21 protein-coding genes are annotated in these 21,171 nt (G+C 71.2%); 6 read left to right on the top strand and 15 right to left on the bottom strand.

What is annotated here, in order from left to right; translation table 11 throughout:
* The first annotated feature begins 18 nt into the window (after positions 1 to 18).
* A complete protein-coding gene (locus tag Actkin_RS32005; RefSeq protein ID WP_258905316.1) occupies positions 19 to 768 on the top strand; it encodes a DUF2334 domain-containing protein in 750 nt (249 codons plus the stop codon).
* On the opposite strand, the gene Actkin_RS32010 is transcribed toward Actkin_RS32005, so the two are convergent.
* Positions 720 to 2,390, bottom strand: coding sequence for a S8 family peptidase (locus Actkin_RS32010; protein ID WP_229786601.1), 1,671 nt, complete (start codon positions 2,388 to 2,390; stop codon positions 720 to 722). The genes Actkin_RS32005 and Actkin_RS32010 overlap by 49 nt on opposite strands.
* Before the next feature lie 183 nt (positions 2,391 to 2,573).
* On the bottom strand, positions 2,574 to 3,215 hold the full coding sequence (locus tag Actkin_RS32015; RefSeq protein WP_258905317.1) for an MBL fold metallo-hydrolase: 642 nt from the start codon (positions 3,213 to 3,215) through the stop codon (positions 2,574 to 2,576).
* Between the two features lie 49 nt (positions 3,216 to 3,264).
* On the opposite strand from Actkin_RS32015, the gene Actkin_RS32020 reads away from it, so the two are divergent.
* Complete coding sequence (locus Actkin_RS32020) at positions 3,265 to 4,743, top strand: aldehyde dehydrogenase family protein (protein ID WP_258905318.1); 1,479 nt, start codon at positions 3,265 to 3,267, stop codon at positions 4,741 to 4,743.
* A gap of 45 nt (positions 4,744 to 4,788) precedes the next feature.
* Here the strand turns inward: Actkin_RS32020 and Actkin_RS32025 are convergent, their stop codons facing one another.
* The 4 genes from Actkin_RS32025 to Actkin_RS32040 all read right to left on the bottom strand — a co-directional run bounded on the left by Actkin_RS32025 (position 4,789) and on the right by Actkin_RS32040 (position 7,908).
* Complete coding sequence (locus tag Actkin_RS32025; protein ID WP_258905319.1) at positions 4,789 to 4,974, bottom strand: hypothetical protein; 186 nt, start codon at positions 4,972 to 4,974, stop codon at positions 4,789 to 4,791.
* Between the two features lie 39 nt (positions 4,975 to 5,013).
* Positions 5,014 to 5,592, bottom strand: coding sequence for a winged helix-turn-helix domain-containing protein (locus Actkin_RS32030; RefSeq protein ID WP_258905320.1), 579 nt, complete (start codon positions 5,590 to 5,592; stop codon positions 5,014 to 5,016).
* A gap of 100 nt (positions 5,593 to 5,692) precedes the next feature.
* The gene (locus Actkin_RS32035) at positions 5,693 to 6,544 is read right to left on the bottom strand and encodes a MaoC family dehydratase (RefSeq protein ID WP_189209094.1); all 852 of its coding nucleotides are present in this window, start codon (positions 6,542 to 6,544) and stop codon (positions 5,693 to 5,695) included.
* On the bottom strand, positions 6,544 to 7,908 hold the full coding sequence (locus tag Actkin_RS32040; RefSeq protein ID WP_258905321.1) for a 3-oxoacyl-ACP reductase: 1,365 nt from the start codon (positions 7,906 to 7,908) through the stop codon (positions 6,544 to 6,546). The genes Actkin_RS32035 and Actkin_RS32040 overlap by 1 nt, the downstream gene beginning before the upstream one ends.
* Positions 7,909 to 7,996: 88 nt before the next feature.
* Here Actkin_RS32040 and Actkin_RS32045 point away from each other — a divergent pair, with 88 nt between their 5' ends.
* The 3 genes from Actkin_RS32045 to Actkin_RS32055 all read left to right on the top strand — a co-directional run bounded on the left by Actkin_RS32045 (position 7,997) and on the right by Actkin_RS32055 (position 10,925).
* The gene (locus tag Actkin_RS32045) at positions 7,997 to 9,277 is read left to right on the top strand and encodes an acetyl-CoA C-acetyltransferase (protein WP_189209092.1); all 1,281 of its coding nucleotides are present in this window, start codon (positions 7,997 to 7,999) and stop codon (positions 9,275 to 9,277) included.
* 126 nt (positions 9,278 to 9,403) lie between these two features.
* Entirely contained in the window at positions 9,404 to 10,597 is a 1,194-nt protein-coding gene (locus Actkin_RS32050) for an ATP-binding protein (protein WP_258905322.1), read from the top strand.
* Between the two features lie 181 nt (positions 10,598 to 10,778).
* Positions 10,779 to 10,925 (top strand): hypothetical protein, encoded by a 147-nt coding sequence (locus tag Actkin_RS32055; protein ID WP_189209090.1) that lies wholly within the window; start codon positions 10,779 to 10,781, stop codon positions 10,923 to 10,925.
* Positions 10,926 to 11,075: 150 nt separating this feature from the next.
* Here Actkin_RS32055 and Actkin_RS32060 read toward each other — a convergent pair whose 3' ends face one another.
* A complete protein-coding gene (locus tag Actkin_RS32060; protein WP_258905323.1) occupies positions 11,076 to 11,309 on the bottom strand; it encodes a hypothetical protein in 234 nt (77 codons plus the stop codon).
* A 33-nt stretch (positions 11,310 to 11,342) separates the two neighbouring features.
* Between Actkin_RS32060 and Actkin_RS32065 the strand changes: the two genes are divergently transcribed.
* Positions 11,343 to 11,648, top strand: coding sequence for a hypothetical protein (locus Actkin_RS32065; protein ID WP_189209089.1), 306 nt, complete (start codon positions 11,343 to 11,345; stop codon positions 11,646 to 11,648).
* Between the two features lie 39 nt (positions 11,649 to 11,687).
* On the opposite strand, the gene mctP is transcribed toward Actkin_RS32065, so the two are convergent.
* The 8 genes from mctP to Actkin_RS32105 all read right to left on the bottom strand — a co-directional run bounded on the left by mctP (position 11,688) and on the right by Actkin_RS32105 (position 21,038).
* Entirely contained in the window at positions 11,688 to 13,331 is a 1,644-nt protein-coding gene (gene mctP, locus Actkin_RS32070) for a monocarboxylate uptake permease MctP (protein ID WP_258905324.1), read from the bottom strand.
* Positions 13,328 to 13,594 (bottom strand): DUF3311 domain-containing protein, encoded by a 267-nt coding sequence (locus tag Actkin_RS32075; RefSeq protein ID WP_189209087.1) that lies wholly within the window; start codon positions 13,592 to 13,594, stop codon positions 13,328 to 13,330. The genes mctP and Actkin_RS32075 overlap by 4 nt, the downstream gene beginning before the upstream one ends.
* A 278-nt stretch (positions 13,595 to 13,872) precedes the next feature.
* Complete coding sequence (locus tag Actkin_RS32080) at positions 13,873 to 14,094, bottom strand: hypothetical protein (protein WP_189209086.1); 222 nt, start codon at positions 14,092 to 14,094, stop codon at positions 13,873 to 13,875.
* Between the two features lie 67 nt (positions 14,095 to 14,161).
* Positions 14,162 to 15,988, bottom strand: a complete 1,827-nt coding sequence (locus Actkin_RS32085) for a phosphoenolpyruvate carboxykinase (GTP) (protein WP_258905325.1) — start codon at positions 15,986 to 15,988, stop codon at positions 14,162 to 14,164.
* A 354-nt stretch (positions 15,989 to 16,342) separates the two neighbouring features.
* Entirely contained in the window at positions 16,343 to 17,047 is a 705-nt protein-coding gene (locus Actkin_RS32090; protein ID WP_258905326.1) for a hypothetical protein, read from the bottom strand.
* A gap of 120 nt (positions 17,048 to 17,167) precedes the next feature.
* Positions 17,168 to 19,000 (bottom strand): dynamin family protein, encoded by a 1,833-nt coding sequence (locus tag Actkin_RS32095; protein WP_258905327.1) that lies wholly within the window; start codon positions 18,998 to 19,000, stop codon positions 17,168 to 17,170.
* The gene (gene grpE / locus Actkin_RS32100; protein ID WP_189209082.1) at positions 19,000 to 19,419 is read right to left on the bottom strand and encodes a nucleotide exchange factor GrpE; all 420 of its coding nucleotides are present in this window, start codon (positions 19,417 to 19,419) and stop codon (positions 19,000 to 19,002) included. Before grpE ends, Actkin_RS32095 begins: the two co-directional genes overlap by 1 nt.
* A 50-nt stretch (positions 19,420 to 19,469) precedes the next feature.
* Entirely contained in the window at positions 19,470 to 21,038 is a 1,569-nt protein-coding gene (locus Actkin_RS32105; protein ID WP_258905328.1) for a dynamin family protein, read from the bottom strand.
* Between the last annotated feature and the right edge of the window lie 133 nt (positions 21,039 to 21,171).

The raw sequence follows: 21,171 nt of genomic DNA on the forward strand, positions 1-21,171 counted from the left end.
TCGGGTGTGCTGTGCGGTATGACGGCCCGACTCGTGGTCTCCCTCTCCGGGATCACCGCCCGGAGCCTGGACGCCTGCTCAGGCTTCGCCGCCGAGCTCGACCGGCGCGGGGTCCCGCTGTCGGCGCTGGTCGCCCCGCGCAGGCTCGACGCCGAGGTCGTGGCCTGGGTGCGCGAGCGGCCCGTGCTGGCCCACGGCTTCGACCACGCTGCCGAGCCGCGCGGCCGCAGGGTCGCCCTGGGCAGGCGGGCCGAGTTCGCCGCGCTGCCCGCGCACGAGGCCGGGCTGCGGCTGACCGCGGCGACCGCCGCGCTCGACCGCGCGGGCCTGGCCACCGACGCCTTCGCCCCGCCGCGCTGGTTCGCCTCCCCGGGCACCCTGGTCGCGCTCCGGCGCGCGGGCTTCACCCTCTGCGCCGACCTCATCGGCGTCCGCGAGCTGGACACCGGCGTCGTGCACCGGGGCCGCGCGCTCGCCGTCGGCCAGCGCGCCGAGCCGTGGTGGTGCTACGCGCTGGTCCAGGTCGCCGCCCGCACGGCCCGCCGCGGCGGGCTGGTGCGCGTGGCCGCCGACGCCGCCGACCTGGCCCGCCCCGGGCCGAGGCAGGCCCTGCTGGACGCTGTCGACATCGCGGTGCACCTCGGCGCCGAGCCGCTGACCTACCCCGGACTGCGGACGGCCCCCGCCGAGGCGAGGGCCGTCCTGGTGCCGGTGCAGCGTCAGAAGGTCAGCTTCCAGGAGTTGATGTACCCGGTGTCGGTCCGGTAGACGTCCCTCACCTGCAGCTTCCACGTCCCGTTGGCCACCTCCGACGAGGCGTTGACCGTGTAGGTCGCGATGACGTTGTCCGCGCCGTCGCTGCCGCTGGAGTTCTTCAGCCGGTACGCCGTGCCGTCCGGCGCGACCAGGTCGATGACCAGGTCGCCGCGGTAGGTGTGCACGATGTTGACGTCGACCTTCAGCGTCGCGGGCGCGTTGCCGTCGACTCCGGTGACGCTGATCGGGCTGGTGATCGCCGAGCCCGCGTCCGGGATCGCCACGTCGGCGGTGTTCTCGAAGACCTTGTCTCCGGGCGGCTGCGAGCCGCTGACGGCCTGGTAGGCGTCGACCCGGCCCTCGCCGAAGAAGTTGTTCCGCGCCGTGGTGCCCGTGCAGCGGCTGTCGGTGCAGGCGAGGTCGTCGGCCTGGGTCGCCAGCATCTCCCGCAGCTGGGCCGGGGTGGCCGTCGGGTGCACGCTCTTGAGCAGCGCGGCGACGCCCGCGACGTGCGGGGACGCCATCGACGTGCCGGACATGCTGGAGTAGCGGCCGCCGGGCACGGTGGAGTAGACGCTGTCACCGGGCGCGCCCACCGCGATCTTCTCGGTGCCGTAGTTGGAGAACGAGGACTTGCTGTTCGACGAGGTGATCGAGGAGACGTTCACGACCCCGGACACCTCGCCCGGCACCTTCAGGCAGGAGTTCGACACGCTGCGGTTGACCGGGGTGGAGTCGTTCGGGCTGGTCGAGTCGCTGGTCTTGTTGGCCAGGTTGTAGTTCTCGTTGCCCGCCGCGGCGACGTTGAGCACGCCCTTGCCCTCGGCATAGGCGATTGAGCGGCGCACGCCCTCCAGGATGGCGTCCTGGTCGAGATTGTCCGGGCAGTTGAACATCCACGGATCGGTGTAGTAGCTGTTGTTGGTCACCTCGAAGCCGCGGTCACCGGCGAACACGAAGGCGCAGATGGTGTTCTCCGGGAAGAAGAGCCCGCTCGGCTCCTCGGCGATGCGCACGGAGGCGATCTTCACCCCGGGCGCGACGCCGACCGCGCCCCGGCCGTTCTTGGCCGCCGCGACGGTGCCCGCCACGTGCGTGCCGTGGCTGCCGGTGTCGCGCCACGAGCCCGCGCGGGTGTCGAGCTTGCCGTAGGCGCAGGACGCGGAGTTCGCGGCGTCGAAGTTGGCCTTGAGGTCGTAGTGCTGGTCGTCGACGCCGGTGTCCAGGATGCCGACGGTGACCTGCGACGAGCCCTGGTTGACCGCCCACGCGCGGTCGGCGCCGATCTGGCTCATGTCCGAGCGGACCGGCTCACCCGTCGACGGGGTGACCTGCGACGGCGCGGCGGGGATGGCCGGGTTGGCCGCGGCGGACGGGACGTCGGAGGTGCGGGTGGCCCCGACCTTCTGCACCCCCGCCACCGCGCGCATCCTGGTGGCGAAGTCGCCCGCGCTGGAGTGGGCGACGATGACGCCGATGGCGTCGTAGGACGACCACACGGCGCCGCCGTTGCCGCCGATGGCAGTCTTGGCGCCCGCGGTGTCGTTGGGCGCGGTGATCACCAGGTAGGCGCGCAGCCCCGCCGCCGGGGCGGCGGTGGCCGGGGTCGCCGCCACCAGCAGTCCGGCGCCCACGGCCACGGCGGTGGCCGTGGCGCGAAGGCGCGATCGTGAACGCAGGAACACGATTTCCTCCGAACGTTCCGCGGGGGTGGCCCGTGCTCTGCTGCGCGGGCCGCAGGGTCCCCGTCATGGGCTAGGAGGCAGCCGCGGCCCGTTCGGGACGCCGGGAGCGGAAAATGCTCCGCGCGGCCGGGGTCAGACCTCGGTGGTGTCGGCCAGCGGCAGGACGACGAGCCGCGCCCCGGCCGGGGCCAGCGAGTCGAACCGGTGCAGCGCGCTGTCGATGCCCTCGCGGCTCAGCGTCAGCTCGTGGATGGGCACGGCGACCCTCGGCGCGACCGCGCGGAAGAACTCCACGGCCTCGGACACCTTCAACCACGGCGCGCCTGTCGGCAGCCCGAGCACGTCGACGGCCTGCTCGGGGACGTGCAGCGAGTCGCCGGGGTGGTAGAAGGCGCCGTGGTCGACGAGGTAGCCGACGTTGGGCGGCACCTCGACCTCGGGGTGGATCTCGGCGTGCACGCCGCCGACGGCGTGCAGGGCCGTCCCCGCCACCTCGCGCGCGTCGCCCGGCCGCATCACCGTGGCGTGCAGGTCGAACCGGGCCACCTCGTCGGCCGACCCCGGGTCCGTGATCAGCTCGGCGTCGGGGTTGGCGGCCAGCAGCGGGCCGAGCCGGTCGGGGTCGAGGTGGTCGCCGTGGCGGTGGGTGATGAGGACGGCGTCGAGGTCGCGCAGGTCCTCGAAGCCGTGCGACCACACACCGGGGTCCAGCAGCAGCCGGGCGGTGCCGGTCTCCAGCAGGACGCACGAGTGGCCGAAGTGGGTGATCCGCACCGGCACAGGGTATCGCCGGCACCCGGTACCGGCGGGTAGCTTGGCGGGCATGACGACCGTTCAGGCGAAGACGTTCGAGTCGCTCAACCCGGCGACGGATGAGGTTGTCGGCGTCCACCCCGTGAACTCCGCCGAGGAGGTGCGCGCGGCGGTGGAGTCCGCCCGCGCGGCCGCGGCGTGGTGGGGCGCGTTGGGCTTCGCCGGTCGTCTGGAACGGCTCAACCGCTGGAAGGCCGCCCTGACCCGGCGGGCGCACGAGCTGGCCGACGTCGTCCACGCCGAGACCGGCAAGCCGCACGGCGACGCCATGCTGGAGATCGTCCTGGCCATCGACCACACAGCATGGGCGGCGAAGAACGCGCGCAAGGTGCTGGGGCCGAAGCGGCGTCCGGCCGGGCTGCTGATGGCCAACCAGAAGGCGACGGTGGAGTACCAGCCGCTGGGCGTCGTCGGCGTCATCGGGCCGTGGAACTACCCGGTCTTCACCCCGATGGGCTCGATCGCCTACGCCCTGGCCGCGGGCAACGCCGTGGTGTTCAAGCCCAGCGAGTACACCCCCGGCGTCGGCCGCTGGCTGGCCGAGTCGTTCGCCGACGCGGTGCCCGAGCACCCGGTGTTCCAGGTCGTCACCGGCTTCGGGGAGACCGGGGCCGCCCTGTGCCGCTCCGGCGTCGCCAAGATCGCCTTCACCGGCTCGCCCGGCACCGGCCGCAAGATCATGGCCGCGTGCGCGGAGACCCTCACCCCCGTCCTCATCGAGGCGGGCGGCAAGGACGCGCTGCTGGTCGACGCCGACGCCGACCTCGACGCCGCCGCGGAGGCCGCCGTCTGGGGCGCGATGTCCAACGCGGGCCAGACCTGCACCGGCGTGGAGCGCGTCTACGTGCATGAACGCGTCTACGACGACTTCGTGGCCAAGGTGACCGCCCAGGCGCGGCCGCTGAAGGTCGGCTTCGACGCCGACGCCCAGGTCGGCCCGATCACCATGCCCGGCCAGATCGACATCATCCGCCGCCACATCGCCGACGCCCTCTCCCGGGGCGCCCGCGCCCTGACCGGCGGCCCGGTGCCGGAGGGCTCCCGGTACGTCGAGCCGACGGTCCTGGTCGACGTCCCGGAGGACTCCGCGGCCGTCCGCGAGGAGACCTTCGGCCCCACGATGACGGTCACCAAGGTCCGCGACATGGACCAGGCCGTCGACCTGGCCAACGCCACCGCCTACGGCCTGGGCGGCACCGTCTTCGCCCGCGCCCGCGGCCTGGAACTCGCCCGCCGCCTGCGCGCCGGGATGGTGTCGGTCAACTCGGTGATCAGCTTCGCTGGCGTCCCGTCACTGCCCTTCGGCGGCGTCGGCGAGTCCGGCTTCGGCCGCATCCACGGCCCCGAGGGCCTGCGCGAGTTCGCCAGGGCCAAGGCCATCACCACCCAGCGCTTCCGCGCGCCGATCACCATGACGACCTTCGCGCGCACGCCCAAAGTGGACGCCCAGGTGGCGAAGCTGATCACCTTCCTGCACGGCAGGCGCTGACCGCTGCCCCGCCACCCGGGCTGTCCACAGAGGACTTTTGAACCGCTAGGCGTAGCGCGGTCGGGGAACCGGTTGGGAATGCAGGTCGTTGATTCTCGACTCGGCTCGGTCGGCCTCCTTGGCGAGTCGGGCGCGGGCGGCGTCGGCGATGTCCTCGGCGTTGCGCTGGGTGGCGAGCAGGTAGAGGGCGTCCGGGTACATGCGGGTCTCCTTGGTGTGGGCAGGCGCCATCGGGCCACGCCCCCATGCGTGGCCTGGCCCTGGTGAAGGTCAGGGGGTTTCCGGGGTGTCGGGGATGACGAAGTTCGTCAGCAGGAAGCGGACCGGCCGGGATCCGCTCGGGCGCAGCGCCGAGTTGTCGGAACGATCGCGGTATCGATCAAACAACGATTGAACCTCGGCCTGCAAACCAATTGCCTCATCGGGCGTGAGGTGGGCGTGCATGCCCATGAGGCTGAAGGCCCGCCGCCACTCCTCTGATTCCCGCCCGTGGCCGCGCAGATAGGTCCGGACGCGGTCGAACTCGTGCTCCAGGAACGCGTCCGTGGCCGCCTCGGCGGCCAGCACGCCTTCCTCGTCCAGGCCCTCGTGGTCGTAACTGCGCTCGCGCTCGGCCAGCCGCCACGGCTTCTCGCGGCCCTGGCCGCCCTCGGCCTGCTCGACGAAGCCGTACTTGGCGAGCATGTTCAGGTGGTACGAGCAGCTGGCGACGCTCTCGCCGATCGCGGCGGCGCACTGGGTGGCGGTGGCGGTCTCGGCGATCGACAGCGCGTCGAGGAGCTTCCACCGGATCGGGTGCGCCAGCGCCTTGAGGCGCTGCGGGTCGGTGATCATCTTGCGGTCGGCCATGTATCTCAAGATAACTTGCTAAAGACTCCCTTAGCAAGGTTCCTTGTTAAACGCCGATCGGCGGGCGCCCCGGGAGGCGCCCGCCGATCGAGAAGCCAGGTCAGAGCGTGATGGCGCCTTCCAGGTGCGGCTTGCCCCTGCGGGCGTCGACCAGGTCGAAGCGGTGGCCGTCCTGGGTCCGCGCGGTCGCGAACGCGACCTTGGCGGGCAGCAGGACCGGCAGCTTGAACCGGACGTCCACCGTGTACGCCTCCGGCAGGCGTCCCTCGAAGGCCGCCAGGCAGCGGGCCTTCGTCCACATGCCGTGCGCGATCGCCCTGGGGAAGCCGAACAGCTTCGCCGTGAGCGGGTGCAGGTGGATCGGGTTGCGGTCGCCGGAGGCCTCGCCGTAGCGGCGGCCGATGTCCTCGGGCACCTTCCACACCGCCGACGGCGCGGGCGGCCCGGCCTGCTCGGCGGGCTCCGACGCGCCCGACGAGCCCGAGCCGCCGCCGCGGCGCAGGTACGTGCTGGTGTCGTGCCAGACCAGCTCCCCGTCGACGAACGCCTCGCTGACCATGTCGAACTGCCTGCCCTTGGGATGCGGCCGCAGGTTCTCCACGTGCACCCGCAGGTCGAACTCCTCGCCCACGCGCAGCGCCCGGGTCTGGGTGATGCGGTTGGCCACGTGCACCGAGCCGACCAGCGGGAACGGGAAGTCCCCGTCCGTCATCAGCTTCACCTGCATGGGGAAGGTCAGCACGTGCGGGTAGGTGATCGGCAGCTCGTCGGTCAGCCGGAACTCGCACACCTGGTTGTACGCGGCCAGGTGCGCCGGATCGACCCGCACGCCCGCGCGCCGGTACGCGCGGGACGGCAGCGCCGAGCCACCCTTCTTGGTGAAACCGGCGACCACGGCCTTGGGGAAGAGCAGGCCGAGGCTCGGGGACTCGTGGAGGTCCACCACCTGCATCACGCCCCCAACAGGCTCTGCCCGCACACCCGGACGATGTTGCCGTTGACTGCCCCCGAGGCGGGCGCGGCAAACCAGGCGATCGTCTCGGCCACGTCGACCGGCAGGCCGCCCTGGGACATGCTGTTCATCCTGCGGCCTGCCTCGCGGATGAACAGCGGCACCGCCGCGGTCATCTGCGTCTCGATGAAGCCGGGCGCGACCGCGTTGATCGTGATGCCCTTCTCCGCGTACACCGGCGCGTAGGCGTTGACCATCCCGATCACGCCCGCCTTGCTGGCCGCGTAGTTGGTCTGGCCCAGGTTGCCCGCGATACCGGCGATCGAGGACACGCCGATGATCCGCCCGCCCGCGCCGAGCACGCCGGACTCCAGCAGCGCCGCGTTGGCGCGCAGCTGGCTGGCGAGGTTGACCTGGATGACGGAATCCCAGGCGCTGTCCTTCATCTTCGCCAGCGTCTTGTCGCGGGTGATGCCCGCGTTGTGCACGACGATGTCGACCCCGCCGTGGCGGGTCTTGAGGAAGTCGACCAGCTTCGCGGGCGCGTCGGCCGCGGTGATGTCCAGCTGCAGCGCGGAGCCGCCGACCTTGTTGGCCACCTTCGACAGGTCAGCGCCCTGCGCGGGGATGTCGAGCACGACGACCTTGGCGCCGTCGCGGGCCAGCACCTCGGCGATGGCCGCGCCGATGCCCCGGGACGCGCCGGTCACCAGCGCGACCTTGCCCGCGAGCGGGGCCGCCCAGTCCTCCGGGTCGGGCGCCTCGCCGCCGTGCGTGCCGATGCGGATGACCTGCGCGTCGACGTAGGCGGACTTGGCGCTCAGCAGGAACCGCAGGGTCGACTCGGCCTTGTCCTCGGCGCCGGGCTCTACGTAGACCAGCTGCGCGGTCGCGCCCCGCTTGAGCTCCTTGCCCACGGAGCGCACGAAGCCCTCCAGCGCGCGCTGGGCGATGACGGCGCCCGGCTCGCCCGCCCGCTCCGGCGGGGTCCCGAGCACGACGACGCGGCCGGAGGCCACGACCGAGCGGATCACCGGGTGGAAGAAGTCGTAGAGGGCCCGCAGGCCCTCGGGGGAGTCGATGCCGCTGGCGTCGAACACGAGCGCGCCGTAGGCGGGTCCGCGTTCCTCGCCCGCGGGCACTGGTGGTGGATCGGAGAGCACCTCGACGCCCGTGGCCTTGAGCACCGCGCCGACCGGCTCCAGCAGCCTGCCGCCCGGGGCGGCGCCCAGCAGCGCGGGGCCGGGCAGCGGCGGCTGGCCGGGGCGGTGGCGGCGCAGCGGCGTCGGGTTCGGCAGCCCGAGCCGCTTCACCAATGCCTTGCCGATGCCGGTTGTGCTGAACTGCTGGTAGCGGTCCGTCATCTACGCATCCTCCCTACTCCATAGTAATCTTACTCGCGAGTAGGTTAGGATGGTACCGCAGAATCAGACCTGTGCTCAGGAGGTTGGCATGGCCCCGAGTCGCGTGCGGCGGGTGGCGATCATCGGCGGGAACCGGATCCCGTTCGCCCGCTCGAACGGCCCCTACGCCCAAGCGTCGAACCAGGACATGTTCACGGCCGCCCTGGACGGTCTCGTCGCCCGCTTCGGGCTCGCAGGCGAGCGCGTCGGCGAGGTCGCCGCGGGCGCGGTGCTCAAGCACAGCCGGGACTTCAACCTGGCCCGCGAGTGCGTGCTGGGCAGCAGGCTCTCCGCGGAGACGCCCGCGTACGACGTGCAGCAGGCCTGCGGCACCGGCCTGCAGGCGATCGCGCAGGTGGCGAACAAGATCGCCCTCGGCCAGATCGACTCGGCCATCGCGGGCGGGGTCGACACCACCAGCGACGCGCCGCTGCAGGTCAACGACAAGCTGCGGCGCATCCTCATCGCGCTCAACAACGCCAAGACGGTCGGCCAGCGGCTCGCGCTGCTCTCCCGCGTCCGCCCCGGCCACCTGGTGCCCGACATCCCGCGCAACGCCGAGCCGCGCACCGGCCTGTCGATGGGCGAGCACGCGGCCGTCACGGCCAAGGAGTGGGGCATCAGCAGGGCGGCGCAGGACGAGCTGGCCGCGACCAGCCACCAGCGCCTGGCCGCCGCGTACGACCGCGGCTTCTTCGACGACCTGGTCACCCCGTTCCAGGGCCTGACCCGCGACCAGAACCTGCGCGCGGACTCGACCGCGGAGAAGCTGGGCAAGCTCAAGCCGGTCTTCGGCGGGCCCGAGGGCACCATGACCGCGGGCAACTCCACGCCGCTGAGCGACGGCGCCTCGGCCGTGCTGCTGGCCACCGAGCAGTGGGCCAAGGAGCGGAAGCTGCCGGTGCTGGCGTACCTGACCTTCACCGAGACCGCCGCCGTCGACTACGTGCAGGGCGGCGAGGGCCTGCTCATGGCCCCGGCGTACGCCGTGCCGAGGATGCTCGCCCGCGCGGGTCTGGGCCTGCAGGACTTCGACTTCTACGAGATCCACGAGGCGTTCGCCTCCCAGGTGCTGGCCACCCTGGCCGCGTGGGAGGACGTGGCCTTCGCCAAGGAGAAGCTGGGCCTGACCGAGCCGCTCGGCTCGATCGACCGGGCCAAGCTCAACGTCAACGGCTCCTCGCTGGCCGCGGGCCACCCGTTCGCCGCCACCGGCGGGCGCATCGTCGCCACGCTGGCGAAGCTGCTCGCCGAGAAGGGCTCCGGCCGCGGCCTGATCTCCATCTGCGCGGCGGGCGGCCAGGGCGTCACGGCCATCGTCGAGCGCTGATCTGCTCTCTTCTACGGCTCTCTAGCTTTCGGGCTAGAGAGCCGTAGTCGTTTCTACCGACGACACGCCGTAGAGCTTTCTGCGCTCGTATCGGACAAAGGCTAGATACGCCGATACCGTCCGAGGATGGACCCCATCCGCAATCCGTTCGCGCCCGGCGCCGGGCAGCGGCCGCCCGAGCTGGCGGGCCGGGAGAAGGAGCTGGCGGCCTTCGAGGTCGTGCTGGAGCGCGTGGCGCGGGGACGGCCGGAGCGCAGCCTCGTGCTCACCGGGCTGCGCGGCGTGGGCAAGACCGTGCTGCTCGGCGAGCTGCGGTCGATGGCGCTGCGCCGGGGGTGGGGCGCGGGGAAGATCGAGGCGCGGCCGGAGGCCGACCTGCGCAGACCGCTGTCCGCCGCGCTGCACCGGGCCGTCCGGGACCTCGCCGTGCGCCACCGCGCGCCCGATCGGGTCGAGGCGGTGTTGGGCGTGCTGAAAGCGTTTGCGCTCAAGTCCAACCCCGGGGACGCGAAGCTGCGCGACCGCTGGCAGCCGGGCATCGACGTGCCCGCGGCGAGCGGGCGGGCCGACTCCGGCGACATCGAGATCGACCTCGTCGAGCTGTTCACCGACGTCGCCGAGCTGGCCGCCGACGTCGGGACCGGGGTCGCCGTGCTCATCGACGAGATGCAGGACGTCGGCGCGGACGACGTCTCCGCGCTCTGCGCCGCCTGCCACGAGCTGTCGCAGTCGGGCGCGCCGCTGGTCGTGGTCGGCGCCGGGCTGCCGCACCTGCCGACGCTGCTGTCGGCGAGCAAGTCCTACTCCGAGCGGCTCTTCCGCTACGTCCGCATCGACCGCCTGGCCCGCGACGACGCCGACCGGGCGATCCTGGCGCCCGTCGAGCGCGAGGAGGCGGGTATCACCCCGGATGCCCTCGACGCGCTGTTCGACCGCTCCGGCGGCTACCCGTACTTCATCCAGGCCTACGCCAAGGCCGCGTGGGACGCCGCGCCCGCGGACCCGATCACCGCGGAGGACGTGGCGGTCGCCGCCCCGGAGGCCGAGTCCGAGCTGGCCGTCGGCTTCTTCGGCTCGCGCTACGAGCGCGCCACGCCCGCCGAGCGGGAGTACCTGCGGGCGATGGCCGAGTTGACCGAGGGCCGCGACGAGGGCGCGAGCACCGCCGACGTGGCCGTCTCGCTGGGCCGCAAGCCGTCGTCGCTGTCCCCGGCCCGGGACAGCCTCATCAAGAAGGGCCTGGTCTACAGCGCCGAGCGCGGCTGGATCGCGTTCACCGTGCCGCACTTCGGAAAGTTCGTCCTGGGGATGGACGACTGACGTATCAGCGTTTCTACCCCGTCACCTAGACAGGCGGATCGTCACCTACTTCCGGGTTGCTGCCGAAGATTGTCCGGCCTGTGCGCCACCTCACCGGCTAATCACTGGCTTCCGTCGCGCGGGCGGTGCATACTAGAGGCACAGCGAACGCAAGGCAACACCGAGGGGAAGTCTGACTCACATGAACGTCACCGCGAAGATTCGTGCCCGCCGCGCCGAGGCCCGTACTCGCAGGGCGGTCACCCGGGCCATCGAGCAGGCGGCCACGCCGTCGATGCGCCACGAACTCATCACGCTCGCGCAGACCCAGCAGGTGAACTGGCGCTGAGCCCGATCGTGACGCGAGGATGTGATGCAGGGCACATCCTCGCGTCCGTGTAACACCGCCGGACTCCATGGCGATGTTCAGGTTGACCCCGTAGTGCTGGCGGACCCCCGACCTGGCAGCACTACGGGGTTTCCATTTCTCCGCGACCGCTCACTGGCAGTTACCGCCGCCCCCGGTCGACGTCGAGCGCCGAACGGCATCACCCGAACCGACTAGGCCGCCCGAGGCCGTTCGGCTCGGCCAATCGCGGTAACCGCCGGTGCATCTGTCACACTCATGAGTGATCAGGGCCACAGACAGCCGCTCGGCGATGAACACACTCCGTTCACCGTCTTCCTCGGCGAAATCGGCGATCTTCGTCGCGGGCTGGAGCAGACTGATCACCGTCAGCGCCAGCCGAGAAGGAAGCCAGCGCCCGTGACCGCGACCGGATCACAGACCCGCCCGAACCTCCGGCCCGTCGTGCACCTCACCGTGTCGCCCGGAGAGCCGCCCATCCCGATGACGTGGCGTCCGCCGAGCGCCCCGCCGCGCTCGGCGCGGGAACGGCTGCTGCTGGTCGCCGAGCGCGCGGTCGGCGGGCTGGCCCCCACGCTGCGCGCGGCCCTGCTGATGCTGCTGTGCGCGCTCGCCGGGCTGGGCATGATCGCGGCCATCGCGGGCCCCGTCGCCGCCCTCTTCAGCACGCTCGTGCTCGTCGTCATCGCGCTGCTGCGCAGATGAGACCGGCTGGGAGCGGACAGCGCCCCCAGCCGGTTCCCGTCAGTGCGCGCCGATGGCGCGCAGCTTCTTGTCGCCCTCGTCGGCGTGGTAGTCGGCCGGGCTGGTCTTGTCCAGGCCGTTGGGCCACCTGAGCCTGCGGGCCAGGACGGTCACCAGGACGGCGACCACCAGGTTCGCGATCAGCGAGACGAAGCCGACGTAGATCGTCATCGTCGACCCGGCGAACGGGTGCCAGCCGAACAGGCTCAGCTTGTCCAGCACCAGCGCGGAGCCGCCGAAGTGCGCGCGGCTGCCGTCGGCGCTGGGGATGGTGTAGAGCAGCCACATGCCCCACGCCATGCCCGCGACCCAGCCCGCGACGAGCCCGCGCACGTGGAACCAGCGCGTGTAGAGCGCGATGGCCACCGCGGGCAGCGTCTGCAGGATCATCACGCCGCCGATGAGCTGCAGGTCGATGGAGAACTGCGGGTCGATGAACAGGATGAACGCGACCGCGCCGAACTTGACCACCAGCGAGGCGAGCTTGGCCTGCTTGGCCTCCTGCGCCGGGGTCGCGCCCTTGTTGACGTACTCCTTGTAGACGTTGCGCGTCCACAGGTTCGCCGCCGCGATCGACATGATCGCCGCGGGCACGAGCGCGCCGATGCCGATGGCGGCGAAGGCGATGCCCGCGAACCACGACGGGAACATCTGGTCGAACAGGTTGGGCACGATGGTGTTCGTGTCCGGCCGCCCGGTCGCCTGGTTGACCAGCGGCTTCGTGCCCGCCGCGATCGCCATGTAGCCCAGCAGCGCCAGCAGGCCCAGCAGCAGCGAGTACGCGGGCAGCGCCGACATGTTCCGCTTGATGACGTTGCGCCCGCGCGAGGCGAGCACGCCGGTCAGCGAGTGCGGGTACAGGAACAGCGCCAGCGCGGAGCCCAGCGCCAGCGTGGCGTACTGGAGCTGGTTGTTGCCGTTGAGGAGGGTCCCGTCGCCCTTGGCCGGGCTCGCCTCGAACTTGGCGTCGGCCGCGCCGAAGATCTCCGTCCAGCCGCCGAGCTTGATCGGCAGGTAGATGACCGCGACCACGATCACGACGTAGATCAGGATGTCCTTGACGAACGCGATCAGCGCGGGCGCGCGCAGGCCCGACTGGTAGGTGTAGACGGCCAGGATGATGAACGCGATCAGCAGCGGCAGGTGCCCGACGATCCCGGCGCCGTTGAAGCCCAGCGTCCGCAGCACCGCCTCCAGCCCGACCAGCTGCAGCGCGATGTAGGGCATGGTGGCGACGATGCCGGTGATCGCGATGAGCAGCGCGAGCGTGGGCGAGCCGTACCGCCCGCGCACGAAGTCGGCGGGGGTGACGTAGCCGTGCGTGCGCGACACCGACCACATGCGCAGCAGCGGCATGAACACCAGCGGGTACACGACGACGGTGTAGGGGAGCGCGAAGAAGCCCATCGCCCCCGCGGAGAACATCAGCGCGGGCACGGCGACGAACGTGTAGGCGGTGTAGAGGTCGCCGCCGATGAGGAACCAGGTGATCCACGAGCCGAACTTGCGCCCGCCGAGCCCCCACTCGTCGAGGTGGTCGAGGGTCCCGCCGGCCTTCCACTTCGCCGCGGCGAAGCCCAGCACCGTGACCAGGCCGAACAGCAGGGCGAAGATGACCAGTTCCGGCCACTGCAGCTCGTTCATCGGGCCCCCTCGTCCAGGTCGTCGACGTCGAGCGGCTCACCGGGCGCGGACGTGGTCGGCTTGTCCTTGGTCTTGACGTAGACGATGGACGTGCACAGCACGCCCACGGCGATGCCGAGGAACTGGAACCAGTAGTAGAACGGCATCCCGAACAGCTCGGGCCCGGTGCGGTTGAAGACGGGCGTGATCAGCCACAGCAGCGGGACCACGAGCAGCAGGTTCCATGGGCTCCAGCGCAGCCCGGTCTTGCCTGGTGGTGCCATGGGCACTCCCCTCACGACGGTGTTGCGGCGAAACACTAGAACGCGTCGGCGGGATAGTCACTGATCAGTTTGGTAACCGGCCGAACTCCGACCACCGCCGCCGTCGCACCCGGTTTGTCCACAGCCCCGACTGTCTACGGACCCGAAGTGCCCCAGGCCCCGGCCGCCCGCTTCCCGCCCTGCCCGCGCCGCAGGCGAGTTGCCCACAAGCTGTGCACAAGTCCATCCACAGTCTGTGGACAACCCGGACGCAGGTGTGGACCAGGGGACGCGTGGGACTAGCGGGACTTGTCCCCGGGGTTGTCCACAGCCGTCAGGACGTCACCCACGATCAATAGGCACGACACGCAGCGGGGGCCGGAGTGGGTGCGGGGCGCTTTGGCGTAGGGGACGGTGTGGGTGCAGACGGCCTCGATGAGGCTGGCCCGCTCGTCCGAGGGGAAGGCGTGGACGCGCTCGTCGTAGGCCGAGAGGCGCCAGGTCCATCTCGCCGCTTCCATCCCGTCCTCCCGAGAAACGATGAGGGCCACCGCGGGGTGTCCGCGGTGGCCCTCATCAAAGCACCTGTTACCCGGCGAGCCGCTGCTTGAGTGCGGCGAGCTCGTCGCGCAGGGAGGTCGGGAGCTTGTCGCCGATCTTGTCGAACCAGGCCTCGATCAGCGGGAGCTCGGCGCGCCACTCGTCGAGGTCGACGGCGAGGGCGGCGTCGATGTCGGCCGGGTCGGCGTCCAGGCCCGACAGGTCGAGGTCGGCGGCGGTGGGCACCCAGCCGATCGGGGACTCGTGCGCGGCGGCCTTGCCCTCCAGGCGCTCGATGGCCCACTTGAGGACGCGGGAGTTCTCGCCGAAGCCCGGCCACAGGAACCGGCCGTCCTCGCCGCGGCGGAACCAGTTGACGTAGAAGATCTTCGGCAGCTTGTCGGCGTCGGCGCGCTTGCCGGTCTCGATCCAGTGCCGGAAGTAGTCGCCCGCGTGGTAGCCGATGAACGGCAGCATCGCCATCGGGTCGCGGCGGACCTCGCCGAGGTTGCCGGTGGCCGCCGCGGTCTTCTCCGAGGACAGCGTGGCGCCCATGAAGGTGCCGTGCTGCCAGTCGAAGGACTCGCTGACCAGCGGGATCGTGGTGGCGCGGCGGCCGCCGAAGAAGATGGCCGAGATCGGCACGCCCTGCGGGTCGTCCCACTCGGGGGCCAGCACCGGGCACTGCGCCATCGGCGTGCAGTACCGCGAGTTGGCGTGCGAGGACAGCTCGTCGGACTCCGGCGTCCAGTCCTCGCCCTTCCACGAGGTGGCGTGGGCGGGCGGGTTCTCCATGCCCTCCCACCAGATGTCGCCGTCGTCGGTCAGCGCGACGTTGGTGAACAGCGAGTTGCCCTTGTCGATGGTGCGCATCGCGTTCGGGTTGGTCTTCCAGTTGGTGCCGGGCGCGACACCGAAGAAGCCGTTCTCCGGGTTGACCGCGTAGAGGCGGCCGTCCTCGCCGAAGCGCATCCAGGCGATGTCGTCGCCCAGGGTCTCGACCTTCCAGCCCGGGATGGTCGGCTCCAGCATGGCGAGGTTGGTCTTGCCGCAGGCGCTGGGGAAGGCAGCGGCGATGTAGTAGACCTTGTTCTCCGGGGAGATCAGCTTGAGGATCAGCATGTGCTCGGCCAGCCAGCCCTCGTCGCGGCCGATGACCGAGGCGATGCGCAGCGAGTAGCACTTCTTGCCCAGCAGGGCGTTGCCGCCGTAGCCGGAGCCGTAGCTCCAGATCAGCCGCTCCTCGGGGAAGTGCACGATGTACTTCGTGTCGCTGCACGGCCACGGCACGTCGGACTGGCCGGGGGCCAGCGGCGCACCGAGGGAGTGCAGCGCGGGGACGAAGTCGCGCTCGTTTCCGTCGGCGTCGGTGAAGCGCTCCAGGGCCTGCGCGCCCATCCGGGTCATGATCCTCATCGAGACCACGACGTACTCGGAATCGGTGATCTCCACGCCCAGCATCGGCTTCTCGGCGTCGAGCGGGCCCATGCAGAACGGGATCACGTACATCGTGCGACCGCGCATCGAGCCGCGGTACAGCTCGGTCATGATCGCTTTCATCTCGTCCGGGGCCATCCAGTTGTTGGTGGGCCCGGAATCGGCCTCGTCGACCGAGCAGATGAACGTGCGCTCCTCGACGCGCGCGACGTCATTGGGGTCGGACGCGGCGTAGAACGAGTTCGGCTTCTTGTCCAGCCGGGTGAAGGTGCCCGCGGCCACCAGCCTGTCGGTCAGCCGGGTCCACTCCTCCTCGGAGCCGTCGACCCACACGACCTGGTCGGGCGCGGTCAGCTCGGCGACCTCTCGCACCCACGCCAGGAGCCGTTTGTGCGTGGTCGGTGCCTGGTCAAGACCTGGGATGGTCACTGCCGTCATCTCGCCTCGTCTCCTGACTGAACGCCGAAACGCCGATCAGGACGCCATCGCACCCGGACCGGGGACGTCGACGTCCTCATCGAACGGCTGACACCCGCCCTTGGTGGGAGCGGGTGGCGCCGGAAGGAATGCACTGAGGCTAGCGAAGTAAACGGCAGGCCACCGATAGCTGACCTGTCGGTTCTCTCACAGGAACGATAAGGGGATCGATTCAGTACCCGATTGCGGATCAGAACGGACGTCCGGTTTGCGAGTGTCGGCGCGTTAACCGTGATTCCGCCCACGTGAGCCGGATTACCAAAGAAGAAGTCCCGCCGCACCGGAGTGCGACGGGACTCTTTCCGGTCGGCGAACTCAGCCCTGCCAGGCGGCGTCGGAGGCGCTGTCGGAGGTGTAGGAGCCGTCGGCGTTGATGTGGCCGGTCTCGACGGTGGTCCACTCGTCCTCGGCGGTGTGCTGGGCCACGGTCACGTCGCCGTCGGCCTCGATCACGACGGCCTCGTCGGCCTCGCCGTCGGCGTCGGTGTCGACGAAGGCGTAGGTGTTGCCCTGCTCGTCGGTGACGACCGCGGTGTCGTTGGTGCCGTCGCCGTCGGAGTCGTACTGCGCCGGGCCGACCTCCATCTCGCCCTCGGCGGTGTCGACCGTCATGCCCTCGCCCGAGCCGGTGTCGGTCGTCGTCTCGGTGGTCTGGGTCGGGTCGTCGCCGGTGGTGGTGTCGGCGCCCGCGTCGTCGGCGCCGCCGCCGGAGGGGGCCTCCACGGAGTTCGGGTCCGCCGCGGTCCACTCGCCGCTGGCCTCGTCGTACTCCGCCGCGCCGGTCACGTTGCCGTCGGCGTCGAGCTCCACCATCGTGTCGGCGGTGCCGTCGCCGTCGGTGTCGTGGAAGGCCATGTAGCCGTCTTCGGTCTGGACCACGGCCGAGTCGTTCTCGCCGTCCTGGTCGTAGTCGTAGTTCTCGGTGACCTCGTACTCGTCGCCACCCACCTCGACGGTCAGCTCGTCCTGGCCCGCGTCGGTGGTGTCGGTGGTGTCGACGTCGCTACCGGTCTCGTCCACGTACACGTGGTGCCCCCTCTTACTGGTCCCTCTCGGGATGTTGTGCTGTTGCGGATATGACTGACCCTTCGCCGCGGCGGTTCCCGGCGTTACGGAGATTCCTCGGCGCGTTCTTACTGGTCAGGACTTGTCACGCAGGGTGCGGATGCTCGCGAGCAGCTTCTCGGCGCGCTCCCGGCCCGCGACGACGTCGGTCAGGCGCTTGTTTACCACGGTGACCCGCTTCTGCCGCTCGCTGACGTCCAGTCGCAACGCCTTGTCGACCTCGCGCAGCTGCTCCTCGATGCCCGCGATCCGCTTGCCCAGCGCCTCGTCGAGGGCCAGCGACAGCTGCGACTCCGCGTCGATCAGCTGCTCGGACACGAGCTGGTCCAATGTGGAGCGGGAGTCGGCGATGGCGTCGGACAGCCACTGCTTCATGTGCTGCTTGTCGGCGGTGTGCTTGCGGGTGCGGGCGATCCACCAGCCCGCGCCCAGGCCGATGACGATCGTGGGCACCAGCAGGATGGGCGCGGCGACCGCGCCCGCCAGCGGCAGCACGGCCATCTTGCCTGCGCCGAAGCCGCCGGAGACGCCCATGAAGACGAGCAGCTTGTCCTCCGCGGTCGGCGTGCGCTTCTCCGCGGCCCGCAGGACGACCTGGGCGCCGCCCGCGCGCGCGAACTGCGAGCGGATCACCGCCAGCTCGTCCGCGGTGAACAGGTCGGCGAGGACCAGGTCGGCGACCTGGTTGAGCCGGTTGCCCACCTTGTCGCCGATGCGCGCGGTGACCATCTGCAGCGCGGCGTCGACCTGGCCGGGCAGGGTCTTGATCTTCTCCCGGTCGGCGGCGTCGATGGCCGCGCGGAACCACGTCTGCAGGTCGCGCATCTCGCGGCTGACCTCGTGCGCGTTCTCCAGCCGCGCGCGCTGCACCTCGCTGCGCAGCCGCACCTGCCAGCCCCGGGTGGACGAGCGCCGCTCGGCGGTCAGCTCCTCCTTGCGGGCGCGCAGCGCCTCGGCCTCAGCCTCGCCGGTGGTCAGCACCCGCTTCTCGGCCTCCAGCCGGACCGTCAGCTCGGCGAGCGCGGAGGACAGCGCGCGCAGCGTGTTCGCCTCCGACAGCATCACCGAGCGGCCGACGAGCAGCGACTGCAGCGCGTCGCGCAGCTCGACGATGCCGGAGCGCTCCTTGAGCAGCGCCGCGGCCTCCGCGCTGGGCGCCTTGCCCGCCATCTCGTGCATCCGCGAGGAGACGGGGTAGAACTTGGCGCCCGCGAACCGGGGGGCGTGCTCGGCCAGCAGCGCCTGGTTGGCGTCGAGCACCTGCCGCCAGCCGCGGAACTGGTCCACCTTGGACAGCGCGAACACGACGGTCTCGACCTTGTCGCCGATGCCCGCGAGGAAGGTCAGCTCGCCGATGGTGAACGGCGCCGACGCGTCCACGACGAACAGCAGCGCGGTGGCGCTGGACGCGGCCTCGATCGCCAGCTCGCCGTGCATGGAGTCCAGCCCGCCGACGCCCGGGGTGTCGACGATGACGAGCTTCTCCAGCACCTCAGCCGGGCCGTCGATCTCGACGTAGCGCGGCGGGATCTCGCCGTCGGGCAGGTCGTGCGCCGCGGAGACCCAGTTGATGAGCAGGTCGAGGTCGATGGGCACGTCCGGGTGCTGGCCCGGGTAGCAGGCGCGGGCCTTCCACTCGGGGGCGTGGTCGAACATCAGGTACGTCGCGGTGGCGACCTCGGCGTCGACCGGGGACAGCCCCGGTGTCTCCAGCAGGGCGTTGACCAGCGAGGACTTGCCCCGGTTCGTCTCACCGACGACCACGACCGACGGCTTCTTGCTCCGCTTGGCGCGGGCCTCCTCGACCCACTGCGCAGTCTCCGGCTCGATGTCCTTGAGCAGGGCGAGCAGCGTCTCGCGGGCGTGCGCCACCTGCTTGGGCAGGGACGGCGGCTGAGGCTTGGTCATCAGGAGTGGACCTTGTAGACGGTGACGATCGGCGGGCGCAGCACGTGGCCCCGGTCGCTGAAGCCGACCACCTCGGTCTCGGCGACGACGCCGTCCAGCGCGGGGTCGTCGGTGTCGGCGGTGCCGCCCGCCTCGTGCACCGCCGGGTCGAAGCGCTGCCCGTCCGGGCGCAGGGCCTCGACGCCGACGCCCGCCAGCCCCTCCTCCAGCCGCTCGGCCACCCCGGAGCTGCGGGCGCGGTCGTGGGCGTAGAGGCACAGCGCCACCATCGCCTTGCGCTCGGCGGCGAGCCGCTCGAACGCCGCCAGGTCGACCGACGGCGCCATCGGGTGGGCGATGGCCTCGGTGATCACCTCGGCGTCGACCTGCTGGGTCGACTCGGCCTCATCCCTGCGCTTGCCTTTGAACCAGGTCGCCATTCGTCATCACCCAGACTGTGCCGTGAGTCGCTGCCGGATCCGGGACGGCCTCATGCGCCGCCCGTCGCCTTCAACTGCTGCCAAATGAGGAAGTACGACCGGTGCACCACGTGGGCCACGCGGCTCTGCGCCGGGGTGGCGCCGAAGGAGGCGAACGAGCGCCACCAGCCCGCGCGCTCCAGCGCGTAGGCCGACAGCTCCTTGTGCGGGCGGCCCTTGAGGCCGAGCTGCTCGCCGACGTCGGCGGTCGAGCCGACCCGCAGCACCTCGTCGGCGAGGTCCTCGGGCATGTCGACGGCGCCGGAGGCGACCAGGGTCAGCGCCTCCAGCAGGCGCAGCTGGTGGGCCTCGGGCTTCTGCAGCAGGACCTCGATGGCGTCGTGGACGCGCTGGCGCTCGCCCGCGTCGCCGGAGGCCTGCGCGAGCGCGGTCACCGAGGCCAGCGCGGCGGCGGCCTTGATGCCGTCGGCGCGGGCGCGGAAGACGCCGTCGAGCCGGGCGCGGACGCGGGCCAGGCCGGAGGACTCCAGCAGCCTGCGGCGCAGCGCGCCCGCGGTCAGCTCCGGGTCGGCGCGCAGCGCGTCGACGGCGCTGCGGATGCCGTAGAGGTCCAGCTTCTCCAGCAGCCGCACGCGGGTGCCGACCGGGACGTCGCAGTCCCAGGTGGTGAAGATGTCGGCCGACATGAGCATGGTCTCCCACGTCGCGTCGTCCAGTTGGGACAGCGTCTTCAGCGCGTCGGCGTCGGCTGAGGTGAAGCCGCCGGACTCGGCGGACTCGGCGAGCAGGCCGATCACCGGGATGACGTCGGCGACCCTCGGCTTGAGCGTGGCCGCCTGCTTCTCGGCGATGATCGACGCTGCCTTCCACACGTCGCCGTCGCTGCCCGCGACCGACTCCGGGGTGATCGTGTCGGCCTTGTTCAGCACGGCGATGGCGTTGACCGGCCCGGCCTCGCGGCTCGCGGTCGCCGCGGTGAAGGCGGCCAGGGCCTGCTGGTCGTCGGCGCGCACGCCCTGGGTGACCACGTAGAGCACGGCCTCCGCGCCCGCGACCGCGTTGCGGGAGGTCTCGTCGAGCTCGTCGTCGTCGGTCTCCTCGGAGTCGTCGTCCTTGCGGTGCTTGGCCGCGCCGAGCAGCTGCTCGGTGCGCTTCACCGAGGCGAGGTCGAGGGAGCCGAGGCCCGGGGTGTCGATGACGGTCAGGTCGCGCAGGACGGCGTTGGTCAGGTACGCCTCCAGGTGCGAGACCTTGTCGAAGTCGACGTCGAGGTCCTTGGGGATCATGCCCGCGGCGTCGAAGGGCAGCACCTGCTTGCGGCCGTCGAAGAACACCAGCTCGACGCGGTCGACGGTGCCGTACTGGAAGCGGGTCACCAGCCGGGTGCACTCGCCGACGTCGGTCGGCGCGACCCGGCGGCCGATGAGGGCGTTGACCAGGGTGGACTTGCCGGACTTGATCCGGCCAGCGACGGCGACCTGCAGCGGGGCGCCCAGCCTGCGCAGCACCTCGCGGAACCCGGCCGCGGTGCGCGGGGACACCTGCGGCTGCAGCCGGGTGCACAGGTGCGCCACCGCCGCCGACAGCGGACCGGCGAAGTTGGGCTGCTCGGTCGACACGCTTCTCCCCTCGAATACGGGTGAGATCGTGCCATGCCCGGGGTGGGGGCCGGAGGCGTTCCCCGGACATCCGCCGCAGGGCTCATCGCGGGTGCGACGCCAGGGTGACGCGCGCGGGTGGTGAGCATGCCTA

The sequence above is a fragment of the Actinokineospora sp. UTMC 2448 genome (assembly GCF_024760565.1).
Lineage (GTDB): Bacteria > Actinomycetota > Actinomycetes > Mycobacteriales > Pseudonocardiaceae > Actinokineospora > Actinokineospora fastidiosa.